This is a genomic window from Gordonia otitidis (genome assembly GCF_020735545.1).
GTDB lineage: Bacteria > Actinomycetota > Actinomycetes > Mycobacteriales > Mycobacteriaceae > Gordonia > Gordonia otitidis.
The window spans coordinates 1,102,210-1,127,279 of sequence record NZ_CP085974.1 but is presented as its reverse complement, the minus strand read 5'-3'; the positions used below and the strand labels follow the sequence as shown (position 1 = coordinate 1,127,279).

General features: G+C 66.0%; 23 protein-coding genes and 1 pseudogene. 14 read left to right on the top strand and 10 right to left on the bottom strand.

Annotated elements, in window-relative coordinates; translation table 11 throughout:
- The first annotated feature begins 6 nt into the window (after positions 1-6).
- Genes hsaC through LK459_RS05055 form a run of 6 tightly spaced genes read left to right on the top strand, consistent with a single transcriptional unit; the run spans position 7 to position 5,362 of the window.
- Complete coding sequence (gene hsaC / locus LK459_RS05080) at positions 7-921, top strand: iron-dependent extradiol dioxygenase HsaC (RefSeq protein WP_227922105.1); 915 nt, start codon at positions 7-9, stop codon at positions 919-921.
- Between the two features lie 20 nt (positions 922-941).
- Complete coding sequence (gene hsaB / locus LK459_RS05075; RefSeq protein ID WP_007240230.1) at positions 942-1,514, top strand: 3-hydroxy-9,10-secoandrosta-1,3,5(10)-triene-9,17-dione monooxygenase reductase subunit; 573 nt, start codon at positions 942-944, stop codon at positions 1,512-1,514.
- The gene (locus tag LK459_RS05070) at positions 1,511-2,767 is read left to right on the top strand and encodes a hypothetical protein (protein WP_227922104.1); all 1,257 of its coding nucleotides are present in this window, start codon (positions 1,511-1,513) and stop codon (positions 2,765-2,767) included. The genes hsaB and LK459_RS05070 overlap by 4 nt, the downstream gene beginning before the upstream one ends.
- 5 nt (positions 2,768-2,772) lie before the next feature.
- Positions 2,773-3,588, top strand: coding sequence for an SDR family oxidoreductase (locus LK459_RS05065; protein WP_227923584.1), 816 nt, complete (start codon positions 2,773-2,775; stop codon positions 3,586-3,588).
- Positions 3,581-4,720 (top strand): sulfotransferase family protein, encoded by a 1,140-nt coding sequence (locus LK459_RS05060; RefSeq protein ID WP_227922103.1) that lies wholly within the window; start codon positions 3,581-3,583, stop codon positions 4,718-4,720. Before LK459_RS05065 ends, LK459_RS05060 begins: the two co-directional genes overlap by 8 nt.
- A 9-nt stretch (positions 4,721-4,729) precedes the next feature.
- Positions 4,730-5,362, top strand: a complete 633-nt coding sequence (locus LK459_RS05055) for a TMEM175 family protein (RefSeq protein ID WP_227922102.1) — start codon at positions 4,730-4,732, stop codon at positions 5,360-5,362.
- Positions 5,363-5,401: 39 nt separating this feature from the next.
- Here the strand turns inward: LK459_RS05055 and LK459_RS05050 are convergent, their stop codons facing one another.
- The 6 genes from LK459_RS05050 to LK459_RS05025 all read right to left on the bottom strand — a co-directional run bounded on the left by LK459_RS05050 (position 5,402) and on the right by LK459_RS05025 (position 10,732).
- Positions 5,402-6,520 (bottom strand): acyl-CoA dehydrogenase family protein, encoded by a 1,119-nt coding sequence (locus LK459_RS05050; protein ID WP_227922101.1) that lies wholly within the window; start codon positions 6,518-6,520, stop codon positions 5,402-5,404.
- On the bottom strand, positions 6,517-7,488 hold the full coding sequence (locus LK459_RS05045; protein WP_227922100.1) for an acyl-CoA dehydrogenase family protein: 972 nt from the start codon (positions 7,486-7,488) through the stop codon (positions 6,517-6,519). Before LK459_RS05045 ends, LK459_RS05050 begins: the two co-directional genes overlap by 4 nt.
- 3 nt (positions 7,489-7,491) lie before the next feature.
- Positions 7,492-8,658 (bottom strand): acyl-CoA dehydrogenase family protein, encoded by a 1,167-nt coding sequence (locus LK459_RS05040; RefSeq protein ID WP_007240223.1) that lies wholly within the window; start codon positions 8,656-8,658, stop codon positions 7,492-7,494.
- Positions 8,659-8,661: 3 nt separating this feature from the next.
- Complete coding sequence (locus LK459_RS05035; protein WP_227922099.1) at positions 8,662-9,579, bottom strand: enoyl-CoA hydratase; 918 nt, start codon at positions 9,577-9,579, stop codon at positions 8,662-8,664.
- Between the two features lie 107 nt (positions 9,580-9,686).
- Entirely contained in the window at positions 9,687-10,172 is a 486-nt protein-coding gene (locus LK459_RS05030) for a hypothetical protein (protein ID WP_007240221.1), read from the bottom strand.
- A 38-nt stretch (positions 10,173-10,210) separates the two neighbouring features.
- Complete coding sequence (locus tag LK459_RS05025) at positions 10,211-10,732, bottom strand: hypothetical protein (RefSeq protein ID WP_227922098.1); 522 nt, start codon at positions 10,730-10,732, stop codon at positions 10,211-10,213.
- Positions 10,733-10,940: 208 nt separating this feature from the next.
- On the opposite strand from LK459_RS05025, the pseudogene cysC reads away from it, so the two are divergent.
- Both cysC and LK459_RS05015 read left to right on the top strand, forming a co-directional pair.
- Positions 10,941-11,513 (top strand): annotated as a pseudogene (cysC, locus tag LK459_RS05020) (adenylyl-sulfate kinase); the annotation flags it as partial.
- Positions 11,514-11,633: 120 nt separating this feature from the next.
- Positions 11,634-12,410, top strand: a complete 777-nt coding sequence (locus LK459_RS05015; protein WP_227922096.1) for a 3'(2'),5'-bisphosphate nucleotidase CysQ — start codon at positions 11,634-11,636, stop codon at positions 12,408-12,410.
- A gap of 27 nt (positions 12,411-12,437) precedes the next feature.
- On the opposite strand, the gene eccA is transcribed toward LK459_RS05015, so the two are convergent.
- Entirely contained in the window at positions 12,438-14,225 is a 1,788-nt protein-coding gene (eccA, locus tag LK459_RS05010) for a type VII secretion AAA-ATPase EccA (RefSeq protein ID WP_227923582.1), read from the bottom strand.
- Positions 14,226-14,388: 163 nt separating this feature from the next.
- On the opposite strand from eccA, the gene purL reads away from it, so the two are divergent.
- Together purL and LK459_RS05000 are read left to right on the top strand one after the other, a co-directional pair.
- A complete protein-coding gene (gene purL, locus LK459_RS05005; RefSeq protein WP_007240215.1) occupies positions 14,389-16,710 on the top strand; it encodes a phosphoribosylformylglycinamidine synthase subunit PurL in 2,322 nt (773 codons plus the stop codon).
- A gap of 145 nt (positions 16,711-16,855) precedes the next feature.
- On the top strand, positions 16,856-17,497 hold the full coding sequence (locus tag LK459_RS05000) for a hypothetical protein (protein ID WP_227922094.1): 642 nt from the start codon (positions 16,856-16,858) through the stop codon (positions 17,495-17,497).
- A gap of 60 nt (positions 17,498-17,557) precedes the next feature.
- Here LK459_RS05000 and LK459_RS04995 read toward each other — a convergent pair whose 3' ends face one another.
- Positions 17,558-18,433 carry a glycerophosphodiester phosphodiesterase gene (locus LK459_RS04995; protein WP_227922093.1) on the bottom strand — a complete coding sequence of 292 codons (876 nt, stop codon included), beginning with the start codon at positions 18,431-18,433 and terminating at the stop codon, positions 17,558-17,560.
- A 62-nt stretch (positions 18,434-18,495) separates the two neighbouring features.
- On the opposite strand from LK459_RS04995, the gene LK459_RS04990 reads away from it, so the two are divergent.
- Positions 18,496-19,623 carry an NAD(P)H-dependent amine dehydrogenase family protein gene (locus LK459_RS04990; protein WP_227922091.1) on the top strand — a complete coding sequence of 376 codons (1,128 nt, stop codon included), beginning with the start codon at positions 18,496-18,498 and terminating at the stop codon, positions 19,621-19,623.
- A 71-nt stretch (positions 19,624-19,694) separates the two neighbouring features.
- Here the strand turns inward: LK459_RS04990 and LK459_RS04985 are convergent, their stop codons facing one another.
- Positions 19,695-21,203, bottom strand: a complete 1,509-nt coding sequence (locus tag LK459_RS04985; RefSeq protein ID WP_227922088.1) for a glutamate--cysteine ligase — start codon at positions 21,201-21,203, stop codon at positions 19,695-19,697.
- A gap of 6 nt (positions 21,204-21,209) precedes the next feature.
- Here LK459_RS04985 and LK459_RS04980 point away from each other — a divergent pair, with 6 nt between their 5' ends.
- The 3 genes from LK459_RS04980 to purM all read left to right on the top strand — a co-directional run bounded on the left by LK459_RS04980 (position 21,210) and on the right by purM (position 24,670).
- Complete coding sequence (locus tag LK459_RS04980) at positions 21,210-21,635, top strand: sterol carrier family protein (RefSeq protein WP_407648728.1); 426 nt, start codon at positions 21,210-21,212, stop codon at positions 21,633-21,635.
- 185 nt (positions 21,636-21,820) lie between these two features.
- The gene (gene purF, locus LK459_RS04975; RefSeq protein WP_227922082.1) at positions 21,821-23,407 is read left to right on the top strand and encodes an amidophosphoribosyltransferase; all 1,587 of its coding nucleotides are present in this window, start codon (positions 21,821-21,823) and stop codon (positions 23,405-23,407) included.
- A 105-nt stretch (positions 23,408-23,512) separates the two neighbouring features.
- The gene (gene purM / locus LK459_RS04970; protein WP_227922080.1) at positions 23,513-24,670 is read left to right on the top strand and encodes a phosphoribosylformylglycinamidine cyclo-ligase; all 1,158 of its coding nucleotides are present in this window, start codon (positions 23,513-23,515) and stop codon (positions 24,668-24,670) included.
- A gap of 144 nt (positions 24,671-24,814) precedes the next feature.
- Here the strand turns inward: purM and LK459_RS04965 are convergent, their stop codons facing one another.
- A complete protein-coding gene (locus LK459_RS04965) occupies positions 24,815-24,991 on the bottom strand; it encodes a DUF3073 domain-containing protein (RefSeq protein ID WP_007240207.1) in 177 nt (58 codons plus the stop codon).
- Between the last annotated feature and the right edge of the window lie 79 nt (positions 24,992-25,070).

Genomic DNA, 25,070 nt, shown 5'->3' with positions numbered 1-25,070 from the left:
GTCCAGATGAGCGACAGTCCGATCAGTTCCCTCGGCTACATGCGCATCGAGGCCACCGACATGGCCGCGTGGCGTGAGTATGGCCTCAAGGTCCTCGGCATGATCGAAGGGCAGGGTGCCACGCCCGACGCCCTCTACCTGCGTATGGACGACTTCCCCGCGCGGCTGGTCATCGTGCCGTCCGATCGCGACCATCTCAGCAGTACCGGCTGGGAATGCCGAAATGCGCACGGGTTGCAGGAGGTCCGTGACCGGCTCGCAGCGGCAGGTGTGATCTTCCGCGAGGGCAAGGACGAGGAGTGCGCCGACCGACGGGTCGACGAGATGATCATCTTCGACGACCCCGCAGGCAACACGCTCGAGGTCTTCCATGGCGCAGCACTCGAGCACCGACGTGTCGTCAGCCCCTATGGTCACTCCTTCGTCACGGGTGACCAGGGCCTCGGTCACGTCGTCCTCACCTGCGATGACGACAAGGCTGCACTCGAGTTCTATCGCGATGTCCTCGGTTTCACGTTGCGCGACTCGATGCGTCTCCCTCCCCAGGCCGTAGGCAGGGAGGAGGGCGACGAGATCCCGTGGTTGCGTTTCCTCGGGTGCAACCCGCGGCACCATTCACTGGCTTTCCTGCCCATGCCCAATGCGACGGGTATCGTCCACCTCATGGTCGAGGTCGGCGACGCCGACGACGTCGGGCTCTGCCTCGATCGGGCTCTGCGCCGGAAGGTGCCGATGTCGGCGTCGTTGGGTAGACACGTCAACGATCTGATGTTGTCGTTCTACATGAAGACGCCGGGCGGATTCGACGTCGAATTCGGTTGCGAGGGAAGACAGGTCGACGACGGCGACTGGGTGGCCAGGGAGAGTACCGCGGTGAGTTTGTGGGGCCACGACTTCACCGTCGGATTCAAGAACCAGTGAACGGAAGGGCGAGTGCCCAGATGGCGCAGACACCGTACGGGTCAAGCGATTTCGACACACGTCAATTCCGGACCGCGATGGGGCAGTTCTGCACCGGCGTCACAGTCATCACCACGCTGACGGCCGACGGCGCGCCGTCGGGTTTCGCGTGTCAGTCCTTCGCGGCGCTCTCGCTGGATCCACCTCTGGTGCTGTTCTGTCCGCAGAGGACATCGCGGACCTGGAAGGTGATCGAGCAAAACGGGAAGTTCTGTGTGAACATCCTGTCCAACCGGCAGCAGGATGTCAGTGCCGCATTCGGTGCGCCGGGCGACGACAAGTTCGCGGGAATAGCCTGGGACCCGTCACCTGCGGGACTGCCGGTGATAAGACACGGCTTGACCTGGGTCGAGTGCTCGGTCGAACGTGTCGACGACGGCGGTGACCACCACATCGTGATCGGACGAGCCCTGACACTCGGAGAAGTGTTGCAGGACAAGCCGCTTCTCTTCTATCGCGGCGGATACCTGTCCACCGAGCACCCGCGGGTCACCCCCGCGCAAGCAGAACTCGAGAACTTCTTGACCTGGACCGGAGGGGACACCTGGCTATGAGCGGCGATGCCGAGACCGCGGTGACGGCAACGACGCCGCGTACCGCGTCGGTCGCGACAGTTGAGCAGGAGCGGATCGTCGACGTCACCGGGCCTCTCACCGATGCCATCTCCCGGGCGCAGGCGCTGGTGGCCGGTGCCGACTTCGTCCGCACGGACGCCGACCTCGCCGAGGGCTTCGACTACCTGGCCGGGAGCATCGCCGCGACGGTGCAACTGGCGAGGGCTCGCAGCCGTACCCATCCGGGTTTCGTGACCTCGACCGGTCCGAGTACCAAGATGGGTCTGGACAACCCCGACACCCTCTATCTGCACGCAGACATCGAGCCGACCGCCACCTATCGCGTCTGGGGGCGGCGCGGCAGCACAACCGATCTGAGCTTCCAGGTACTCCGCGGCGACTACACACCCAGCCAGGTTCCGGGTGGTGACGACGCGTTCGACGACCGTCGGATACCGATCGGCGACGACGGCACATTCGAGATCATGTTCGGGCCCGACCAGGCCGCGGCGTCCGAGCGAGCCGACTACTTCGGCCTCGGTGACGGTGCGTCGATGCTGGCGGTGCGCGAGGTGTACTCGGACTGGTCGCAACGCAGGGGCGAGATAGCGATCGAGCGTGTCGACACCGTCGGTACTGCGCCGCCCGACCTCGATCTCGAGCGGGTACGTCGACGTTATGCCACCGCGGGGAAGATGCTCCTGGCGCGGCTGAACACCTGGTTCAACTTTCCCAAGTGGTTCTACCTCGACGAGCCGGTGAACACCTTCACGCCTCCGCGACTCACACCCGGCGGCCTGTCGACCCAGTACTCGTCGGTCGGTCATTTCAGACTGAGTCCGGACGAGGCGATGATCATCACGGTGCCGAAATCCGCAGCGCCGTACCAGGGTTTCCAACTCGGCAGTATGTGGTACATCTCGCTCGACTACGTCAATCACCAGACGAGTCTGAACTCTTCCCAGGCGCAGGTCGACGCCGACGGTATGATCCGCATGGTCGTCGCGCACCGCAATCCCGGCGTCGCCAACTGGATCGAGACCACCGGACACGAGACCGGGATCATGCAATTCCGTTGGCAGCGGACAGATGTGCCGATTCCACCCGAGCAGGGTCCGACAGCACAGATCATCGATGCGGGCGACGTCGCCGACCATCTGCCGTACCTTGTCGACAACACGATCGACGCCGCCGGATGGGCGTCACGAATTGCCCTGCGACAGCGTGGTTTCGCAGAGAGGATGCTGGGGTGACCGACATGACGGGTCACGGACTGCTCGGCGACAAGGTGGTCGTCGTCTCCGGCGTGGGCCCGGGACTCGGTAGATCGATATCGGTGCACGCGGCACAGCAGGGCGCGCGCGTCGTTCTCGCCGCGCGTACAGAGTCACGTCTGAAAGAGGTCGCCGCCGAGATCGACGCAGCCGGTGGCCGATCGCTGGTCGTGCCCACCGACATCACAGACGACGACGCCGTCGAGCAGCTCGTGTCGGCCACGGTCAGCGAGTTCGGGCGGGTGGACGCCGTGGTGAACAACGCCTTTGCGCTCCCGTCGATGAAACCTTTGGCGCGCACAGATTTCGAGCAGATCACCGCGAGTGTCGAACTCACGGTGCTCGGCACGCTACGCGTGGTCAGGGCCTTCACCGGTCCGCTCGCCGACGCCGCGTCGAAGGCGGGGTCGCCGCGGGCGACTAGTGCGATCGTCAACATCAACTCGATGGTGATCCGGCATTCCGAGCCCCGTTACGGCAGTTACAAACTGGCGAAGTCGGCACTGCTGGCGATGTCGCAGACTTTGGCGACGGAGCTGGGCGACAAGCGGATACGGGTGAACTCGGTGGCCCCCGGCTATATCTGGGACGATCAGCTGAAGTGGTATTTCGGCGAGGTCGCGAAGAAGTACGACATCGGCGAGGACGATGTGTATCCGCAGACCGCTGCACGTTCCGACCTCAAGCGACTACCCGAGCCCGACGAGATCGCCGAGGCCGTGGTGTTTCTCGCGTCCGACGCGGCCAGCGCGATCACCGGGCACACCCTCGATGTGAACTGCGGGGAATACCATGACTGACCGTGCAGGCAGGCGCAACGTCGGAACCATCGACGACCTTCACGAATCTGCGATCAGGACAACGGGTCTCGACGATTTCGGCGACGACGACTATCTCGAACCACTCGGGGTGCTGCTCGAGTCGTACGCGAACGAAGCAGGACTCACCGAACTGGGCAGCAAGATGTTCCGCTACTTCCTCAAGGGCGCGCTGGTGGCACGGCTGATGAGTGAAGCGTCGTGGCAGGCCAACCCGTCGTATGCCGACGTCGCGATCACCCGACCGGTCTTCGTCACCGGCCTGCCCCGCACCGGCACGACGGCCCTGCATCGGTTACTCGCCGCCGACCCTGCACACCAGGGACTCGAGATGTGGCTGACAGAGTTTCCGCAGCCACGGCCGCCGCGCGAACAGTGGGCGTCCAATCCGGTCTATCAGCAGATCGACGCCGGCATCGCGCAGCACCACGTCGACAACCCCGAGTTCATGGGTCTGCACTATCTCGACGCCGGTGAGGTCGAGGAGTGCTGGCAGTTGTTGCGGCAGAGCATCATGTCGATCTCGTACGAATCGCTCGCCTACGTGCCGACGTACTCGAGGTGGCTCGCCGAACAGGACTGGACACCGGCGTACGCGCGGCATCGTCGAAACCTGCAATTGATCGGCTCGAACGAGCCGGGCAAGCGGTGGGTGCTGAAGAATCCGAGTCACCTGTTCGCACTCGACGCGCTGATGGCCGTCTACCCGGACGCTTTGGTGATCCAGACACACCGGGCCCCGGAGACGATCATCGCGTCGATGTGCAGCCTCGCCGAGCACGCCACGCCCGGATGGTCGACGGTGTTCGTCGGCGACACGATCGGGCGCACCCAGCTCGACCTGTGGTCGCGCGGCCTGCGTCAGTTCTCGCAGGCCCGAGCGCGATACGACGCCGCGCAGTTCCTCGACGTCGAGTTCGACGATCTACGTGCCGATCCACTCGGCACCGTCGAACGCGTGTATGCGGCGCTGGGGACCGAGATGTCGGACGAGGCACGCGCGGCGATGGTGGCACTCGACGCGGAGAGCAGGTCCGGCGCACGTCGCCCACAGCACCGATACGACCTGGCCGATTACGGATTCACGCAGGCGGAGGTCGCCGCCGCGTTCTAGAGTCTGGGCATGGCAGTACCCAACGGTCGACGCACCGCCGAGGGTTTTCGACGGTTGATTGCGTTCGCCGACGCGGTTGTCGCCATTGCGCTGACCCTGCTGGTGTTGCCCCTCGCCGAAATCGGCAAGGAACTCGGTGGCGACACGACGGTCCCGGCCGTGTTCTCCGACCATTCCGGTGAGATCATCGGCTTCCTCATCAGCTTCCTCGTGATCTGGGTGCTGTGGTGCAATCACCATCGGACGATCGAGTACTTCGAGGGCTACGACAGGGTGCTGTTCGATCTGCATCTGGTGTGGCTGCTGACGATCGTCGTCCTCCCGTTCGCAACAGTGCTGCTGAGTGGAAACGGACTGAAGTGGGCCACCGCGTTCTACGTCGCGGTGCTGTTCGTCTCGGTGACGACGCTGGTCGCGATGGGTGAGTGGGGCAGACGGCATCGCGCGCTTCTCGCGACCGGGCCCGACGTCGACGAGTGGGTGGCGAGTGCACCGGACGTGGGCACCGTGGTGGTGCTCGTCGTTGCACTCGTCGGTTCGCTGGTCGTCCCGCAATGGGGGACCTGGTGGCTGGTGGTGCTGTTCCTCGCGGGACCTGCCGACAAGATCCTTACCGCGCTGAGGCACTCGCGCCGGGAGTGACCGGCACCTCCGGCTTACCCGATCAGCGGACTCACTCGATCAGCGGACGGACTCGACCATCTCGGCGACGATCTCGTGCGGCTGACCGAAGAGTTGCGCGCTGCCGTGTGCGCGTTTGAAGTACAGCTGGATGTCGTGTTCCCACGTGATCCCGATACCGCCGTGGATCTGGATCGACTCACCCGCGACCGTGGCGAAGGCATCCGAGCAGTAGACGTGCGCCGACGCCGCCAGCTCAGTGGCTTCCGGATCGCCGGATACGACGGCGTCGACCGCGGCGCGGGCCAGGGACCGGGACGACTCGACCAGCGTGTACATGTCGGCCATGCGATGCTTCAGAGCTTGGAACGAGCCGATGATCCGCCCGAACTGTGTCCGCGACGATGCGTGCTCCACGGCGAGTTTCAACGCACGGTCGGCGCCACCGACCTGCTCTGCGGCCAGCAGCGCGAAGGCCAGTGTGCGCAGGCGCGCCACCAGGTTGCCGTCTGCGGTGACGGCAGTCGCCGCTGTGTCGTCGAACGTGACACGGGCCAGTGGCCGAGTCGGGTCGACGGTGGGCAGTGCGGTCACTTCCACACCGTCGGTGTGGGCGTCGACGACGTGGAGGGTGATGCCCGACGGTGTGCCCGCAAGGACCACGAACTGATCTGCGGATTCGCCGTCGATGACGAAATGCGCCGTGCCCGTCAGCAACCCGGCCTCGCTCGCGACGCCGGGGGTACGCCAACCCGTGGCTCCCGCCCAACACAGTGCGGCGTTTCGTGTCCCGGAGGCGATGTCGGGCAGGAATCGCGCGCACGCGTCGGCGTCACCACTGAGCAGCAGTGCGCCGGTTGCCAGTGCCGTCGAGAAGACGGGCACCGGACTCAGCGCGGCACCGAGCTCCTCGAGAACCGTTGCGGTCTCCACGAACGACGCCCCGGCCCCGCCGAACTCTTCGGGAACGGCGAGCGCGGCAACGCCGATCTCGTCGCACAGTGTGCGCCAGAGCTTGTTGTCGATGCGCCCCGGCGCGCCCATCGCAGCTCGTACCTCGACGGAACCGGATCGCTTCGTCAGCAGGTCGGCAACCGAACCACGGAGCGCTTCACGGTCTTCTGGTGAGACCGCACTCGGCGAGATCGTGGCATCCGGCAGGTGTGTCGTAGCACTCACAGCGACTCCAGGATTCGTGCGCGATGCTGCGCCGGCGTGCCCCACGCGGTCATCAGGGCGCGGGTCTTGGTGATGTACAACGACACGTCGTGCTCCGCGGTGTAGCCGATGGCGCCGAGGACCTGAAGGGCTCGCCGCGACGCGAGATAGGCGGCGTCTGCTGCGGCGACCTTGGCGGCGGAGATGTCGCGATCGACGACGACGCCCGCGGGCACCGCGCCATCGACGCCCAGTGCCGCAGCGTGTACCAACGGACGCGCCATCTCGAGCGCGATCGCCACGTCGGCGAGATGATGTTTGACCGCTTGAAACGAACCGATCTGGCGACCGAACTGTGTGCGCGACAACGCATACTCCGACGCGATCGTGAGCATCGCCGCGCCGAGTCCGAGCAGCTGGGCCGCTGTGCCGAGCGCTCCGACCTGCGCGGCGCGATCGCCGTCGACGCCCTCGGCGACGGGCTCGGCGGCACGCACGGTCGAGACAGTCCGCGTTGGGTCGACGGTCCGCGCCGTGCTCTCCACAGTGGCAGTCGACAGGGTGTCGTTCTCGGCCACGTAAATGCGATCGGCGACGTCGGCGTCCGCGGCGCGCGGTGACATCGGTGCTGCGGCGGCGGAACCGAGGCCGCCCTCCGCGATCGCCCGTAGCTGCTCTTCGGCGTCGGTGTCGCGGAGCAGAACAGGCAGCACTGCTACGGATTCGACGATCGGCCCGGGCAGCGCGTGACGCCCGACCTGTTCGAGCGCGACGACCATCTCGACCGCGCCGGCTCCGGCGCCGCCGTGCCCCTCGTCGATCAGCAGGCCGAAGACCCCGATGTCGGCGAGTTGTCCGAAGACCCCCTTCGCGGGTGCGCGGTCACCAGCGGCCCACGCGCGTGCGAGGGCAGGAGCGTCGGCCTTGGTGAGGAGTGCGTCGACACTCGAGGCGAGGTCGTCGTGGATGTCGGACAGCAGGAAGTCCATCGCTCACCTATCCCCACGCGGAAGGCCGAGGAGACGCTCCGCGATCACATTGCGTTGAATCTCGTTGGTGCCGGCGTAGATCGGCCCGGACAGGGAGAACAGGTAGCCGTCCATCCAGGAGTCGTCGATCTCTGCCTCGGTGCCCTGCAGGTCCAGTGCGGTTTCGTGTGCTGAGATATCCCATTGCGACCAGAACACCTTGTTGATCGACGACTCCATGCCCAGCTGGCCACCCGCCGCGAGCCGACTGACCGTCGCGTACGTCGACAACTCGTAGGCGCGCGAGCCGATCCACGCGTCGGCGACACGACCATCGACATCAGAACTCGATGGCGCGTCGCGGCGTCGCGTTTTCCACAACTCGACGAGACGGTCGGTGGTGGCCAGGAACCGGCCCGGCGAGCGGAGCGACAGTCCGCGCTCATTGGCGGCGGTACTCATCGCCACCCGCCAGCCGTTGTCCACCGCGCCGATGACCCCGGAGGCGCCGGGGTCGGCAGGGTCGTCGGGAACGAAGACGTTCTCGCAGAACAGTTCGGCGAATCCCGGCTCACCGTCGAGCTGGGGGATGGGTCGGACGGTGACGCCCGGGCTGTGGAGATCGAACATGAAGTAGGTCAATCCGCGATGCCGCTGCGCCGCTTTGTCGGTGCGGAACAGGCCGAAGGCCCTATCGGCAAAGCTCGATCGTGAGCTCCATGTCTTCTGCCCGTTGAGTAGCCAGCCGCCGTCGGTGCGGGTGGCCGTCGACCTGAGTGACGCGAGGTCGCTGCCGGCCTCGGGTTCGCTCCAGGCCTGACCCCAGATGTCATCGGCGCGCGCCATTCGCGGCATGATGCGTGCAAGCTGATCGGGATGCGCGTGTTCGAAAAGGGTCGGTGCGAGTAGAAAGATACCGTTCTGACTCACTCGACCCGGTGCACCTGCGCGGTGATACTCCTCCTCGAACACGACCCAGTGCAGCAGCGGGGCGTCGCGTCCACCGAACTCTTCCGGCCAACTGACCACCGACATGCGGTCGGCTGCCATGGTGCGCTCCCACTCGCGGTGGGCCTCGAACCCCTCCGCGGTATCCATCGACGGAAGCGGTTGTGCCGGAACGTGATCGGCGAGCCAGGCGCGGACCTCGGAGCGAAAGGACTCCGTGGCGGCGTCGAAGGTGAGGTCCATCGGTCAGCTCCTGTTCGACGTGGAGCCGGCTGACGCCTTCATGGACTTCGCGTCCATGCCGCCGAGGGAGTCGCCACCGGAGGATTCGGCGTTCGCCGAGTGGGCGAAGTGGTGCCACCCGAACACCGAATCCATCGCGGTGCGCATGCCCATCTGGTCCTCGCAGATGTTCACCGCTTTCTTGGACAGGAACAGCCCCTGCATCGGCATGGCGACGATCTGCTCGCAGATCGCGTCGACCTTGCCGGACAGCGCATCTCGCTCGACGACATGATTGACCATGCCCCACTGCGCTGCCTGCGCGGCGGTGAACCGCTCACCGGTGAACAGGATCTCCTTGGCGCGGCGGGGTCCGAGCACGTAGGCGTGTGCGAAGTACTCGACTCCGGGGATGCCCATGCGTGCAACAGGGTCGGAGAAGAATGCGTCGTCGGAGGCGACGATGAAGTCGCACACCCAGGTGAGCATCAGGCCGCCGGCGATGCACGCGCCGTGTACCGCGGCGATCATCGGTTTGGGGATCTCCCGCCACCGACGGCACATGCCGAGATAGACCTCGGTCTCCCGGGCAAGCCGCTGATCGGCCCCGGTCTTGTCCGTGTGATCCCAGTGCAGGGCGGCGACGTTGTCGTAGTAGGTGTCGAAGTCGCGTTCGGGAGTGCCGATGTCGTGGCCGGCCGAGAAGTGTTTGCCATTGGCACGCAGCACGATGACCTTGACGGCGGCGTCGTCGACAGCCCTGCGGAAGGCCGCGTCCAGCGAGTACGTCATCACCGAGTTCTGGGCGTTGCGGTACTCGGGCCGGTTCAGCGTCACGTACGCGACGGCTCCGTCGGGTCCGCCGACCTCGTAGGCGACGGGAGACGTGTCCGGGCCGAGGTCGTCGGGGCCCAGCGGGGTGGGGATCACGGCATCGCTCATGCTCACGAGCCTAACCTAGCAAATGCTTGGTTGGTAGCCTCGACCGTCTCGGCGAGCGCACCCACTCCCGGTGGCGCCGGTTGCGGGAGCCGGCCGGCGCACGTGGTTCAGGGAATGCTGATGGTGGCGGTGCAGGAGTTCGTGGGGATCGACCAGAGACCGTTGCTGTTCACGGCGCTCAACGTCACCTTCACCCGTCCTTTGCCGGGTTCGTTGCGTGGGAAGCCGAATCCGAGGGTCCCGGTGTTGGGAGGCTTTGCCACTCCATGCGATCGCATGGTGCCGTGCTTCCCGTTGTCGAGGTGTTTCCAGGTGAGGGTGGCGTCGGAGACGTAGCCCACGCCGAGCCACACACTCGAGAATGTGACGAGCAGCGTGGTGAAACCGTCGTATTGGGTGACGTTGATGCCCGGGGGCGCGAACGGGACGTCGATGATGTTCGGGCTCAGTCCGAAACATTGCGAGAGCGGGAACGAGCGGTTGTAGTCGGCTGATGCTGTGCCCGCTCCGTGTGCGAGACCGGTGGCTCCTCCGGCCACGATCGCCGCGGCGGCCATGCATGCGGTGGTGGTGCGAATTCGATTGCGAATCATGTCTGTGTTCCTTTCGTGAGGGTTAGGGGCGCAGCGTGTCAGCTGAGGACCAGGGTGCCGCTGCACGACGTGGCCGGGATGGACCACAGCGCATTGCGGTTGACCGACCGGAGCGTGACCTTGACCGCGCCCGGCGCTGCCTCACCCGGTGTGAAGACGAAAGTGTGCACACCGGTATTGGGTGGCACGACTCTGGAATGCGAGACCTTCGTGCCTCGCTTGTTCCCCTGCTGCCACTCGAGCCACGCGGTTGAGTCGTAACCGACGCCGATCCACAGGCTGCCGTAGGTGACCGTCACCCAGTTCGTTCCCTGATAGGAGCCGACAAAGATGCGATTGGGCATGTACGGGGTGTCGACGATGTTCGGGCTCGGTCCGAAGCACTGCGACAGCGGATACTCGCCGTCGGCCGACGCCGTGCCTGCACCGTGGGTGAGACCGACGAGCGTTCCCGTGGCGAGTGCGACCGCAGCGGCGATGCCGACGAGCCTGCTCGTGCGCCGACGGCCGGGCGTCGAGGCGGCGTCGTGTGTTGTCGGGTGGGTGAAGCGCCTGGACATGGTGTACTCCTTCGGTAGAAGGTCGATCGGACGCGAGTGTGGTCTTGGCGATCCGAGAGGCGAGTGCCACCAGGCGGGTTGGTTGTGTTCGACGACACTCACTGACTACACCGGGCAAAGCGGACGTTTCGTTAGCAGGAAAACCGATCCGTTACGCCACTGTGATCCTTCGGTAGGCGGCGGAACGTGGAAGGGGCGGGCAATGGATGACCGCAACGTGGTGTGGCAGTCGAGCAAAGTGTCTCGCGAGCAGCGCCCACATCGCGGTGGCACGCTGTGGATAACCGGGCTCTCGGGATCTGGAAAATCCTCCGTCGCAATTGAACTCGAGCGTCGACTGGTTGCGCAGGGGCGCCCGGCGTATCTGATGGACGGCGATAACCTCCGGCACGGGCTCAACTCCGACCTCGGCTTCAACGACGACGACAGGCGCGAGAACATCAGGCGCACAGCTGAAGTCGCCGCTCTGTTCGCCGATTCGGGCTCGGTTGCGATCGTGTCGCTGATCTCCCCGTTCGCTGACGAACGTCGTCGTGCCCGAGAGATCCACGAGGAACGCGGGCTCCCGTTCTACGAGATCTTCCTCGACACCTCGCTGCAGGAGTGCGAGCGTCGCGACCCCAAGGGTCTCTACGCCCGTGCGCGGCGCGGCGAGATCAGGCACTTCACCGGGATCGATTCGCCCTACGAGCGTCCGGAGAAGCCGGACGTGGTGATCAGGCCCGCCGACGGCTTGCCCGCGGACACCGCCGCCGCTGTTCTCGCCGAGCTGGGTTTGTGACGTGCGGACACCGCGAGCAACACGACGACCCCGCGGTGAAGAATTCTCGGTGAGCATCGGTACCGTCGTCGTGTGCGGGCCACCTGCCTGCCCGAAGGTGTAGTGGGAAAGGGGACACGAGTGGACGATCGCAGCCTGGCCGGAGAACTGGCAACCGCGGCAGGGGAGTTACTCCTCGACATCCGCGCCAACAGCGGCCTCAGCGGGCGCGCGCTCGGCGACGCCGGTGATCGACGCTCCGACGACTACATCCTCGGCCGACTCGCGCAGTTGCGACCCGACGATGCCGTGCTCTCGGAAGAGTCGGCCGACGACAAAGCGCGACTCATCGCGCCGCGCGTGTGGATCGTCGACCCCGTCGACGGCACGCGGGAGTACGGGAACGTCGACGACTCCGGCGAAGGCCGTAGGGACTGGGCGGTGCATGTCGCGCTCTGGTCGTCGACCGGCGGTGGAACGTTGATCGCCGGTGCTGTGGCGCTGCCCGCACTGGGCGTCACCTACCTCGACGATCCGACGCCGATCGCGCCGAGCGAGGGGCTGGCAGACGTTCCGCGCGGCGACAAGCCGCGTGTCGTCGTGAGTGGCTCCCGTCCGCCCGCGTTCTCGCAGGCCGTTGCCGACGCCCTCGGCGGTGAGGTCCTGCAGATGGGGTCGGCGGGTGCCAAGGCGATGGCCGTGGTGCGAGGCGAGGCCGACGCCTACGTCCATGCCGGCGGGCAGTACGAGTGGGATTCGGCCGCGCCGGTGGCCGTCGCGCAGGCACAAGGACTGTGGTGCAGCCGAATCGACGGATCGCCGCTCGTCTACAACCAGGACGACACCTACCTGCCCGACCTCGTGATCTGCCGACCCGAGTTGCGGGACACGATCATCGCGGTGACCGCGGCGGAGTGACGCGGGGACGCTTGGTGGTCGGCCGCGTCACCTCGCCAACCCCGACATCAGGTTCGTGATCGCGGTGCGCACGTCACGCGCCTCGATTCTCATCAGATCCTCCTGCGACAGTGAGGTCAGATCGCCTGCGGAAAGGCGATATTCGCGCTCCTCTTCCGCGGACTCGATGATGTTCCGCACGAATCGTCCGTTGCCCGCGAGATCGATGCCGCGGCGGACGCCCGAGTCGTTCTCGCGCACGTCGTGGTAGAGCGGGGTGCAGGCCTGCTCGATTGCCGCCACTGCCTCGGGCGTCAGCGTCGAATCACGACGCTGCGCGAGGTACTCGCCGATGCGGGCCAACTCGTCGGGTGTGTACGACTCGAATCTGATGCGCCGGGCGAAACGTGAGGCCAGGCCGTCGTTGGACGCGAGGAATCGGTCGATCTCGGCGTCATAGCCCGCGATGATGACGACGAGGCGGTCGCGGTTGTCCTCCATCCGGGCCAACAGCGTGTCGACAGCCTCGCGTCCGAAGGCATCTCCACCCGAGAGTCCTTGCTGGACAAGCGTGTACGCCTCGTCGATGAACAGCACGCCATCCATCGCGGAATCGATCAGGGTCGAGGTCTTGATCGCGGTGCTGCCCAGGTGCTCGCCGACCATGTCGCGTCGGGTGGCCTCGACGACCTTGTCGGACTTGATGAATCCGAGGCCGCAGTACAGCTTCGCGATCACCCGGGCGACAGTGGTCTTGCCCGTCCCGGGCGGCCCCGTGAACGCCAGATGCAGACTGCGCGCCGAGGTCGAGAGTCCCCGGTCGGCGCGAATCCTCGCCAACGTTGCGGCGGACTGGAGCTTGGCGACCTGTTCTTTGACCGATGTCAGGCCGATCTGCGCCTCGAGCTCCGCCTGTGCCGTCGTGACCAGGGCGTCGGCGGTGTCTGCCTCGGCGTCGGAGATATCGGTGGCTGCGAGGACGGTCGGTGTCGACGGCACCGAGGCGGGATCCCAGGGGTCCGTCCGTGCCGCGATCTCGTCGGCACTCGTGATGGTCAGCCGGATCGACGGCGTCCGCAGCGCCTCGGCTGCTGCGGTGAGGGAGGGGTCGTTGGCGAAGGCCTGCTCGAGCAGCGGGGTCGCCTGTGCTTCCTTTCCTTCTCCGCGCAGTGCGAGCCCGTAGGTGTACATCGCGCGACTGGCGCATGCGGGGATCGCGCACGTCATCGCTCGTTCGAGGCGTCGGATGGCTTCGGCCGTCATGCCGAGTTGGGCGCACGCGGTGCCCGTGAGGTAGTCGGCGACGGCAACCATGTAGGGGTCGTGCCACTGTTCCGAACGTGCGAGCGTCGACAGGACATCCGGCCAGCGCCCGGTGCGGAAATAGAGCACGGCTTCGATGAACGAGACGATCGTCGTTCGACGCTCCGGCCCGATGGCATCGAGGACGTGGCGGGCGCCCGCGAAATCGTCGCCCGCGATCAGTGTCGCCGCATATGCGGTGCTGGCCTCGACGGCGTCGGACAGGGGGTAGTCGATGAACATGCCCGTGTACCACCGCCCGACGAGTGTTCGTGGTGGCAGGCCGAGTCGTCGTTGCTCCGCACCGATGTGGTCGCGGTGCCGGAACAGCGCGAGGAACACCTCGTTGGAGGTGTCGCCGCAGGCGAGACGGCCGAGCCAGGCGTCGGCAAGTCCGGGATCCCATTCGCTGGCACGCGTGAACGCCTTGGCGGCCTGCGCCGGATCGTTCACCGGATCGGTGCCCTCGACGGAAATGCCCAACGAGAGCACTCCCAACTCGAAGAGCTGCCTCGCCTTGCGGACGTCGGCCATCATCCCCCCACTCAGTCTGATTGAACCGCTTCGCGTAAGTCCGATTGAACCGCTTCGCGTAGATCAATCACGGTAGCGGGTGCGTACGGCGATCGGGCGTGAAGTATTCGTTGTGGACTCAGAGCCGGGTGCGTGGCTCGACACAGTCCGAGGTCGGCACGGCATGGACGGTAGAATCTGGCGGGTGAGCGATCCTGTGGAGACCGTGTCGGTGGATTCAATCGAGCGTGCTGTTGCCAGCCCCGATCAGCCCCAGCCCTACAAAGAACTCGGGCTCAAGGACGACGAGTACGAGCGCATCAAGCAGATCCTCGGTCGTCGGCCCACCGATTCCGAGCTCGCCATGTATTCGGTGATGTGGTCGGAGCACTGCAGCTACAAGTCGTCGAAGGTGCATCTGCGGTACTTCGGCGAGACGACCACCGAGGAGATGCGCTCGGGCATGCTCGCCGGAATCGGCGAGAACGCGGGCGTCGTCGACATCGGCGACGGCTGGGCCGTCACGTTCAAGGTCGAATCGCACAACCATCCCAGTTACGTCGAGCCCTACCAGGGCGCTGCGACCGGTGTGGGCGGCATCGTGCGCGACATCATGGCGATGGGTGCACGCCCGATCGCGGTCATGGATCAGCTCCGCTTCGGTCGCGCGGACGCGCCCGACACCCGTCGTGTGCTCGACGGTGTGGTGCGTGGTGTCGGCGGATACGGCAACTCGCTCGGCCTGCCCAACATCGGCGGCGAGACCGTCTTCGACTCCAGCTACGCGGGAAACCCGCTCGTCAACGCTTTGTGCGCGGGGGCGTTGCGCACCGAGGACCTGCAACTGGCGTTCGCGTCGGGAACCGGCAACAAGATCATCCTGTTCGGTGCACGCACGGGACTCGACGGCATCGGGGGCGTATCGGTCCTCGCGTCGGAGACGTTCGACGACACCGGCGAGTCCGGTCCCAACCGCAAGAAGCTACCCAGCGTTCAGGTGGGCGATCCGTTCACCGAGAAGGTGCTGATCGAGTGTTGTCTCGAGCTCTATCACTCCGGGCTCGTGGTCGGTATCCAGGACCTCGGTGGTGCAGGTCTGTCCTGCGCGACGTCGGAGTTGGCCTCGGCGGGCGACGGCGGCATGCGGATCGAACTCGAGAAGGTGCCGATGCGCGCGGAGGGTATGACCCCGGCCGAGGTGCTCTCCAGCGAGTCGCAGGAGCGCATGTGTGCCGTCGTCACGCCGGAGAATGTCGACGAGTTCCTCGCCGTGTGTCGCAAGTGGGATGTACTCGCCACTGTCATCGGAGAGGTCACCGACGGCGACAACCTCGTGATCACTTGGCACGGTGAGACTGTTGTCGACGTTCCGCCGCGCACCGTCGCGCACGAGGGCCCGGTATACGAGCGCCCCGTTGCCCGACCCGAGTGGCAGGACGGCGTGATTGAGTCGACCACGGAGGCGTTGCAGCGACCGTCGACGCCTGTCGAACTGCGTAAGACGCTGCTCGACATGTTGGCATCACCCGCTCTGTGCAGTCGCAAGTTCATCACCGATCAGTACGACCGATACGTGCGCGGCAACACCGTCCTCGCCGAACACGCCGACTCCGGCGTAATCCGCATCGACGAAAAGACCGGTCGTGGAATAGCTTTGGCCACCGATGCCTCGGGCCGCTACACCTTCCTCGATCCGTACCGTGGTGCGCAGCTCGCGCTCGCCGAGGCCTACCGCAACGTGGCGGCGTCGGGTGCCACACCGCGCGCGGTGACGAACTGCCTGAACTTCGGTTCGCCCGAGGACCCCGGTGTGATGTGGCAGTTCCAGCAGGCCGTCCACGGCCTCGCCGATGGATGCCGACAGCTCGGCATCCCCGTGACGGGCGGCAACGTGAGCTTCTACAACCAGACCGGGTCGACGCCCATCCTGCCGACACCGGTCGTCGGCGTGCTCGGTGTGATCGACGACGTGCATCGTCGGCTCCCCACCGACTTCGGTACGGAGCCGGGCGAGACGCTGATCCTCCTCGGTGAGACACGCGACGAATTCGACGGATCGATCTGGGCCGAGGTCGCCTACGACCATCTCGGCGGAGTGCCCCCGACGGTCGATCTCGATCACGAGAAACTGTTGGCTGACATCCTGACCGCGGCGTCGCGCGACGGGTTGGTCTCTGCCGCACACGATCTCAGCGAGGGCGGGTTGATCCAGGCCGTCGTCGAATCGGCTCTTGCAGGCGAAACCGGCTGTCGGATACTGCTACCCGAGGACGCCGATCCATTCGTGTGGTTGTTCTCCGAGTCGTCGGGTCGAGTCCTGGTCGCCGTGCCGCGTACCGAGGAGTCGCGATTCACCTCGATGCTCACCGCTCGTCAGATGCCGTGGACGCGCATCGGCGTCGTCGATCAGGGCTCGGATTCGGTGACCGTGCAGGACCAGTTCGAGGTGACCCTCGACGAACTGCGAGCCGTGTACGAGGGGACGCTGCCGGCGCTGTTCGGCTGATGCCCGACCCGTTCGGCTGACCCTGGCCGGTGGGCTGATGCCCCCGTCCGCGGGGATCGAGCGGCCGGGATGATCTACTGTCCGGGTCCTCATCACATACGAGACCGTGGTCGACGCCGTGAAGCCCGACCACCGCGGAGAATCCATGTCGAATCCTGTTGACCCGTACCGCGGGCAACCCCAGTTCGGGCAGCCGCCGCAGTATGGCCAACCCCAGTATGGCCAACCCCAGTACGGGCAGCCCCAGTATGGCCAGCCCCGGTACGGATACCCGATGCCCGGCTACGGGCAGCGCAGCGCCGCGGCTTCCGGGGTCACTGCCATCGTCTCGTCGGTGCTGGCGATCCTCGGCGCCGCGTGGGGTCTGTTGGTGATCATCTCGACGGCCGATGCGCTCTTCGACAACGCCAGGTACCTCAGCGGTAGCTACTACGCGTGGATCGTCGTCGATCTGCTCTTCGGGATCGTCGGTACAGCATTGCTCGCGACCGGTGCAGTCATGGTGCTGCGTCGGAAGGCACTCGGCCGATGGCTGATCGTCGGCGGGTGCACAGTCGGAGTTCTGGTGAGCGTTGTCAATGTGGTGGTCAGCGCCGTCTCGCTGTCGTCCCGCTACTCGGGACCCGCGATTCACATCACTCCCACGCTCGTCAGTCTGACTGTGCTCGTCTTTCCCGTTGCCACCGCGATCCTCGCGCTGGTTCCGGCCACCGGTGCGTGGTGTGCCGATCGTGCGCGCGCGCAACAGGTTTCGTTCGGCCAGCCCATGGTGAATCGTCGCTGGTGAGACGGCGCTGACAGCTCGTTGACCGCGGCGAGTCCGCACGGGCGCCACACTCATGCGGCCTCAGTTCGGCTGCACCGATCCGGCAGCGTGGAAGCCCTCCGGATCGTCGGTCGTGATCTGATCTGCACCTCGTTCGACGAGGCGCCAGAACTGCGCGAGCGTGGTCGCGTCGGCACTTCCGAGCGTGTAGGCGTCGACCCGTCGTTGCATCGCATGGAATGCCGCGATGAGATCGGCACCCCTGTCCGCTGCGGCCAGTACGAGGCTCTGGTCGAGGTAGATCATCTCGGCGCGCGGCGAATCGCGGCACGCTGTGAAGACGAAACCGCGAAAGTCGCCCGAGCGCAACACCCGACCGATCGCGCCGTGGTGGCACGGGTCGTAGCCGACGTGGATCCCAGGTGCGGCGTCGCACAGAATTCTCACCGCGTCGGCGTCGCCGCACGACAGGATCGCGTTGTCCGCGAAGGGAGTCACCGCCGCAGCGAACACCTCGACGGCCGCCTCGTCGAGCGCTGCAGCGTCCTCCTTGAAGTCGAGTTGCAGCATCGAGTCGTCGGCGACGTCGATGTTCTCGAGCAGAGCCGCGAGGTCTTCGAGGAGGACGACTTTCTCGTGGGTCGGCGTCCCGGTGGCATCGCGCAACGACAATCCGCGGAGGTAGGACGCCGACGCCTGCGCGACATTGCCGTGTCCCGTCGTCGCCTGCGCGATGTCGCGATCGTGCAGCAGGGCGAAGCCGCGGTCGGCGTGGATCACGAGGTCGACCTCGACGCTCGCTCCGACCCGCAGCGCTTCGACGATCCGCGACGCGGTGAACGGCGTGTCCGACGGCCGACGGCGGGCGCGATGCCACTTGAGTGTGGTTCGACGGCCATCGCGCGACACCGAGATCGGCGGCGGAGAGGATGCGGCGGACGGTTGGGGGCTCGACATCGATGCCGACGTTACCCGCGAAACAGTGCTCACCGATATGGAACGTGTTCTAGTTTGATGGCATGAGTCTGCGCGTCGTCGAATGGTCGACCGGAACCGTCGGAAAGCACGCCATCGCGGGAATCGATGCCCATCCCGATCTGGAACTGGTCGGTGTGTGGGTGTCCGATCCGGCCAAGGTCGGTCTCGACGCGGGAGAGCTCGCCGGACTAGGCCGTGAGCTCGGTGTCGTGGCGACGTCGGATGTCGACGAACTGCTGGCAACGGCTCCCGACTGCATCGTGCACACCGCGATGACCGACGACCGCGTGGTCGAGTCGATCAACGATCTGTCGAGATTCCTCGAGGCGGGAATCAACGTGGTGTCGAGCGGCCCGGTGGTGTTGCAGTTCCCGCACGGCATCCTGCCCGCCTCGATGATCGAGCAAATCGAGGCGGCGGCACGCAGTGGTGGTGCGACCCTGCACGTGAACGGCATCGATCCGGGATTCGCCAACGACGTCCTACCGCTGTCGATGACGAGTCTCGCGCAGCGCATCGACGAGGTCAGGTGCATGGAGATCGCCGACTACTCCACCTATTACCAGCCGGTGGTCATGCGCGACCTGTTCGGATTCGGTCAACCCATGGACAGCACCCCGGTCCTGCTGACGCCGGGCGTCCTCGGGATGGCGTGGGGGAGCGTCGTACGTCAACTCGCGGCGGGGCTCGGCATCACGCTCGACGAGCCGCTCGTGGAGCGCGTCGAGCGGGTCGCTGCCGATCGTGACTATTCGACGGTGTCCGTCGACGTGCCGCGGGGCACGATGGCCGCGCTGCGATTCGAGGTCGTGGGACAGGTCGACGGCGTCGACCGGATCGTGCTGGAGCACGTCACGCGGACACACCCCGACCAGTGCCCACAGTGGCCCAAGCCCGCGCGCGGAGACGGCTCCTACCGCGTCGTCATCTCCGGGGAGCCGCAGATGACAGTCGAGTTCGGTCACCACGGTGAGAACGGCGACCACAACGTCTCGGGCATGATCGTGACGGCGATGCGCCTGGTCAACGCCGTGCCCGCGGTCGTCGCGGCACCCGCGGGGCTCGCGACCGCGCTCGATCTGCCGCTCGTCACCGGACGTGGGCTCGTCGCTTGCGCGAACGGGGTGTCGGCGACACCGGTGGGTGACGACGTCGTCCACGCGCGCTGAGTCCTCGTAACCGCACCCGTCGACGACGAAGCGCCGAGTGGTGATCAGTGGCCGGTCATCACAGGGAGTGATCACAGGGGCCAGGTGTGCACGGGTTCGCCCTCGTGCATCAACGCGACGTAGTCGGCGAGCATGCCGTGGAGCGCTGCGCTGCGCGTGTCGCCCGCGGCTTCGCGGGCGGCCACCGCACGGCGCTGCCACACCGAACCCGACTGACGAGTGATACACCGTCCCTCGATGACCGAAAGATACCGTGAGCGCGCCTTGTCGGAGACCCCGAACGAGCGCAGCCCGGCGTCGGCCAACGGCAACAGGCGCCGGAGCGTGAGCTCGTCAGGACGTATCCAGCCGACGCCCGGCCAGTAGAGCTGGCTGTCGAAGCCGGCCCGTGCGCCGGCATGGAGATTTTCTGCAGCCGCGTCGAACGACATCTGCGACCACAACGGCAGATCCTGTTCGACGAGCCCGCGCACGAGGCCGTAGTAGAACGCCGCGTTGGCCATGGTGTCGACGACGGTCGGCCCCGCGGGTAGCACCCTGTTCTCGACGCGCAGGTGTGCATGACCGTCGACGACGTCGTAGACCGGACGGTTCCAGCGGTAGACGGTCCCGTTGTGCAGACGTAACTCGTCGAGCGCCGGAATCTCGCCTGCGTCGAGTGCGGCGAGGGGATCCTCGTCGGAGGACACGGGCAGCAACGCCGGGAAGTACCTGGTGTTCTCGTCGAAGAGATCGAAAATGGTGTTGATCCAACGCTCACCGAACCAGACACGCGGCCGGACGCCCTGGTTTTTCAGTTCGAGCGGTCGGGTGTCGGTTGCCTGCTCGAACACCGGGATCCGACTCTCGTGCCAGAGGGCGGTGTCGGCGAGGAACGGGGCATTGCCCGCCAGGGCGACCTGAACTCCCGAGATGGCTTGCGCCGCATTCCAATGCGGAGCGAAGTCTTCTGGTGCGACGCGCAGATGCAATTGCAGTGACGTGCAGGCGGCCTCGGGAAGAATCGAATCGGTCGAGGTGTGCAGATGTTCTGCGTCGTGATGTTCGTCGAGTGGCACGCCGGTAATGTCGAGTTCGATGTCCTCACCGCGAGCGTCGAAGATCTGCCGGTTCAGGAGGTCATACCGGGGGTTGGCCGAAATCCAGTGGTGGGCAAAGTGTTCGGATCGTAATGTCGGGAGCATGCCGATCATGACGAGGTGACTGTCGGTGGCCGCGGCCCGCTTCTCCGCCCGATTGAGCGAGGTGCGCAGGGCCTGCTCGAGTGAGATGGTGTCGTCGGTGGTGAAGGGGCGGGGAGACACGTTGATCTCGATGTTGAACTGACCGAGCTCGGTCTGGTAATCGGGGTCGGCGATGGCGTCGAGGACCGCGGCGTTGGCCATGGCGGGATTCATCGCGGCGTCGACGAGGTTGAGCTCTACCTCCATACCCAGAAGTGGTTCCGGTGGCGCACCGTGATCGCTGAACAATCCTTCGGCGAGCATGCGCGCGATCGCCTCCGTGCCACGCGAGACCTGGCGTCGGAAACGGACCCGGTCGGCGCCGGTGAACTTCTGATCGGGCACGTCGGTTCCCATGGGTCAATGGTGCCCGACGCCGCGGGGTCCGGGCATCATTGCGGGGTGCCCGCGCGAAAACCGATCGATCCCGCAGCCGCGCGCGCAGCGGTTCTCGCTGTGACGCCCTGGCTGCGCGACGACACCCAGCCAACCCCTGCTCGAGCCGACCTCGCCGCGGCGGTGCGGCTGACCGCGCGCACCCTCGAGGACATTGCGCCCGGAAACTCGGTCGAGGTGCGTGTGCCACCGTTCGTCGCCGTGCAGTGCATCGAGGGCCCGCGCCACACCAGGGGAACCCCGCCGAACGTCGTCGAAACCGATCCGCGCTCGTGGTTGCTCCTGGCCGTGGGCGACGCCGACTTCGACGCCCTGGTCGCCGACGGCGCGGTCTCGTCGTCGGGCAGCAGAGCGGGCGAGGTCGCATCGTGGATGCCGCTCGTTCGGGTATGAGGGCCCGAATCCCACTCCAGTAGGTTCAGTGCGCTGGCTCACAGCCGGAATAACCGCAGGTGCCGCGCCGCTGCACAAGTGGAAATAGAGGGCTACCGGCACGTAAACTCGCTGGTGGTTCTCTTCGTCACGCGAAGCCATCGACCAGGCCAGCGCCGCCACGTCCAGCCCAGGGAGCTCGTCGTATGCCGGATCTTTCGATCACAAGCACCAACTTGTTGGCTCCTACCCAACACAACTGTCCCGCACGTGACGCGATGGACGAACCGGAGAACGAACCGCGCGAGGAATGTGGCGTCTTCGGCGTATGGGCTCCGGGCGAAGATGTCGCCAAACTCAGCTACTACGGTCTCTACGCCCTGCAGCACCGCGGCCAGGAAGCTGCGGGAATCGCGGTGGGAGACGGCTCCCAGGTGCTGGTGTTCAAGGATCTCGGGCTGGTCAGTCAGGTTTTCGACGAACAGACCCTCGGTGCGATGGTCGGGCACGTCGCGATCGGGCACTGCCGATACTCGACGACCGGGTCGACCACCTGGGAGAACTCCCAACCGATCTTCCGCACCACCGACGCCGGTAGCGGAGTTGCGCTGGGACACAACGGCAATCTGGTCAACACAGCCGATCTCGCGAGCAGGGCGCGTGACCTGGGCATCGCCAGCGGTGCCGCGACGTCGGACTCCGACATCGTCGGCGCGCTGTTGGCACACGGCGCAGCCGACAGCACGATCGAGCAGGCGGCGATGGAACTGCTACCGACGCTGCGCGGAGCGTTCTGCCTGACCTTCATGGACGAGCACACCCTGTATGCCGCGCGTGACCCCCACGGGGTTCGCCCGCTGTCACTCGGACGACTCGACAGGGGATGGGTCGTCGCGTCCGAGACCGCAGCGCTCGACATCGTCGGCGCCTCGTTCGTCCGCGACATCGAGCCCGGCGAGCTGCTTGCGATCGACGCCGACGGCGTGCGCAGTTCCCGCTTCGCCGAGCCGACGCCGCGCGGCTGCGTCTTCGAGTACGTCTACCTCGCCCGACCCGACAGCGTGATCCACGGTAGGTCGGTGCATTCGACGCGCGTCGAGATCGGTCGACGGCTCGCCAGGGAGTTCCCCGCCGACGGTGATCTGGTGATCCCTGTCCCGGAGTCGGGAACACCGGCTGCCGTCGGATATGCGCAGGAATCGGGCATTCCCTACGGCCAGGGTCTGATGAAGAACGCTTACGTGGGGCGTACCTTCATCCAGCCGTCGCAGACCATCCGTCAGCTCGGTATCCGGCTCAAGCTCAATCCACTCAAGGAAGTGATCCGCGGCAAGCGCCTGGTGGTCGTCGACGATTCGATCGTCCGTGGCAACACCCAGCGTGCGCTGATCCGCATGCTGCGCGAGGCAGGTGCGGCCGAAATCCACGTCCGCATCGCGTCGAGCCCTGTCCGCTGGCCCTGCTTCTACGGGATCGACTTCGCGTCTCCCGCCGAGCTGATCGCCAACGGAATGGAGTCAGAGGAGCACCTGGTCGAGGGCGTGCGGCAGGCCATCGGCGCCGACTCGCTCGGGTACATCAGCATCGACGAGATGATCGCTGCCACCGACCAGCCTGCATCGTCGCTGTGTGCGGCGTGTTTCGACGGCAACTACCCGATCGAACTCCCGAAGGAGACGTCGATGGGCAAGGCGGTCCTCGAGCAGATGCTCGCCAACGCTGCGGCAGGGGACGCGCGTATCGACCCGCTGACCGTGCCGAACGACAACGCGAATGCTGTCCTGCGTCCCTGATCGTCAACCCCTGTGAGTACTCCCCGCCTGTGACGACTGCCCGCACGCTCTCCGGTAGCGTGTGACCCGACCATCAGCGATTGCGAGCAAGGGGTACGCGCCTACATGTCCGACGAAGGTACGGCGGCCAACGGCCGCGATTCGGCAGCTGAAGGCCAGGAAACCGCAGCCAACGACCGCGGCACGACCCCTACGGACTCGGGTGCGTCGTACGCAGCTGCCGGAGTCGACATCGACGCGGGTGAACGCGCCGTCGAGTTGTTCGCCCCGCACGCCAAACGCGCCACGCGTCCCGAGGTGCTCGGCGGGCTCGGCGGATTCGCCGGCCTGTTCGCCCTCAAGGGCAACTATCGGGAGCCCGTCCTCGCTGCGTCGAGCGACGGTGTCGGTACGAAGCTCGCCGTCGCCCAGGCAGTCGGCAAGCACGACACCGTCGGACAGGACCTCGTCGCGATGTGTGTCGACGATCTGGTCGTGTGCGGCGCGGAACCACTCTTCCTGCAGGACTACATCGCGATCGGCAAGGTGATTCCCGAGGTCGTGGCCGAGATCGTCTCGGGTATCGCGGACGGTTGCGTGGCGGCGGGTTGTGCGCTGCTCGGTGGCGAGACGGCGGAGCACCCGGGCCTGATGTTGCCCGATCACTACGACCTGTCGGCGACCGCGGTCGGCATCGTCGAGAACGACGAACTGTTGTCGCCCGAACGTGTGCGCGCAGGCGACGTGGTGATCGCGATGGGATCGTCCGGGTTGCATTCCAACGGCTATTCACTTGCGCGCAAAGTGCTCCTCGAGTGGGGACACATGGATCTCGGTGGACATGTCGAGGAGTTCGGGCGCACCCTCGGCGAGGAGTTGCTCGAGCCGACGCGGATCTACGCGCGTGATTGCCTGGCGTTGGCTGCCGAAACCGACGTACGGATCTTCGCGCACATCACCGGTGGTGGACTCGCCGAGAACCTGGCGCGGGTGATCCCGGACGGCCTCGTAGCCGAACTGGAACGTGGAACGTGGACTCCCGCACCGATATTCGCACTCATCTCGCAGCGCGGCCGTGTCGAACAGGCGGAGATGGAGCGCACGTTCAACATGGGTGTCGGAATGGTCGCGATCGTCGCGCCGGAGGACACCGATCGTGCACTGGCCGTGCTCACCGCGCGCCACGTCGACAGCTGGGTGCTCGGCTCGATCAAACGCTCGCCCGAACCCAAGAACCACGGTGTCGGGAAGGTGACCGTCGTCGGAGAACACCCGCGTTTCTGAACTCTCGCGGCGCGCCGCGCCGAGTGAGTCGAACGCGCGGACCCGACGCCGACAGACGAGTTTCGTCGGTGGCATGTCCGGGAATGCCGGGCACGCCACCGACGAAACAAAGGTCGTGCGGGTTACCGCAGGAGAAGGTGCGCGTCAGGCGCGCTTCCACTCCTCCTCTTCGGCCCACTCGTCCACCGGATCCGGACGGTCTGCCGAATCACTCGACCCCGACAACTCGCGCTGCAAGCTGTCGAAGTCGGTGTGGGGAGTGGAGTATTTGAGCTGACGAGCAACCTTCGTCTGCTTTGCTTTCGCCCGGCCGCGGCCCATATGGGACCCCCTCGCACAATGACGGGGCGGCCAAACAAGTGGCGGCCCCGTTCTCTAGGTAGTGAATCTGTCGTGCAAC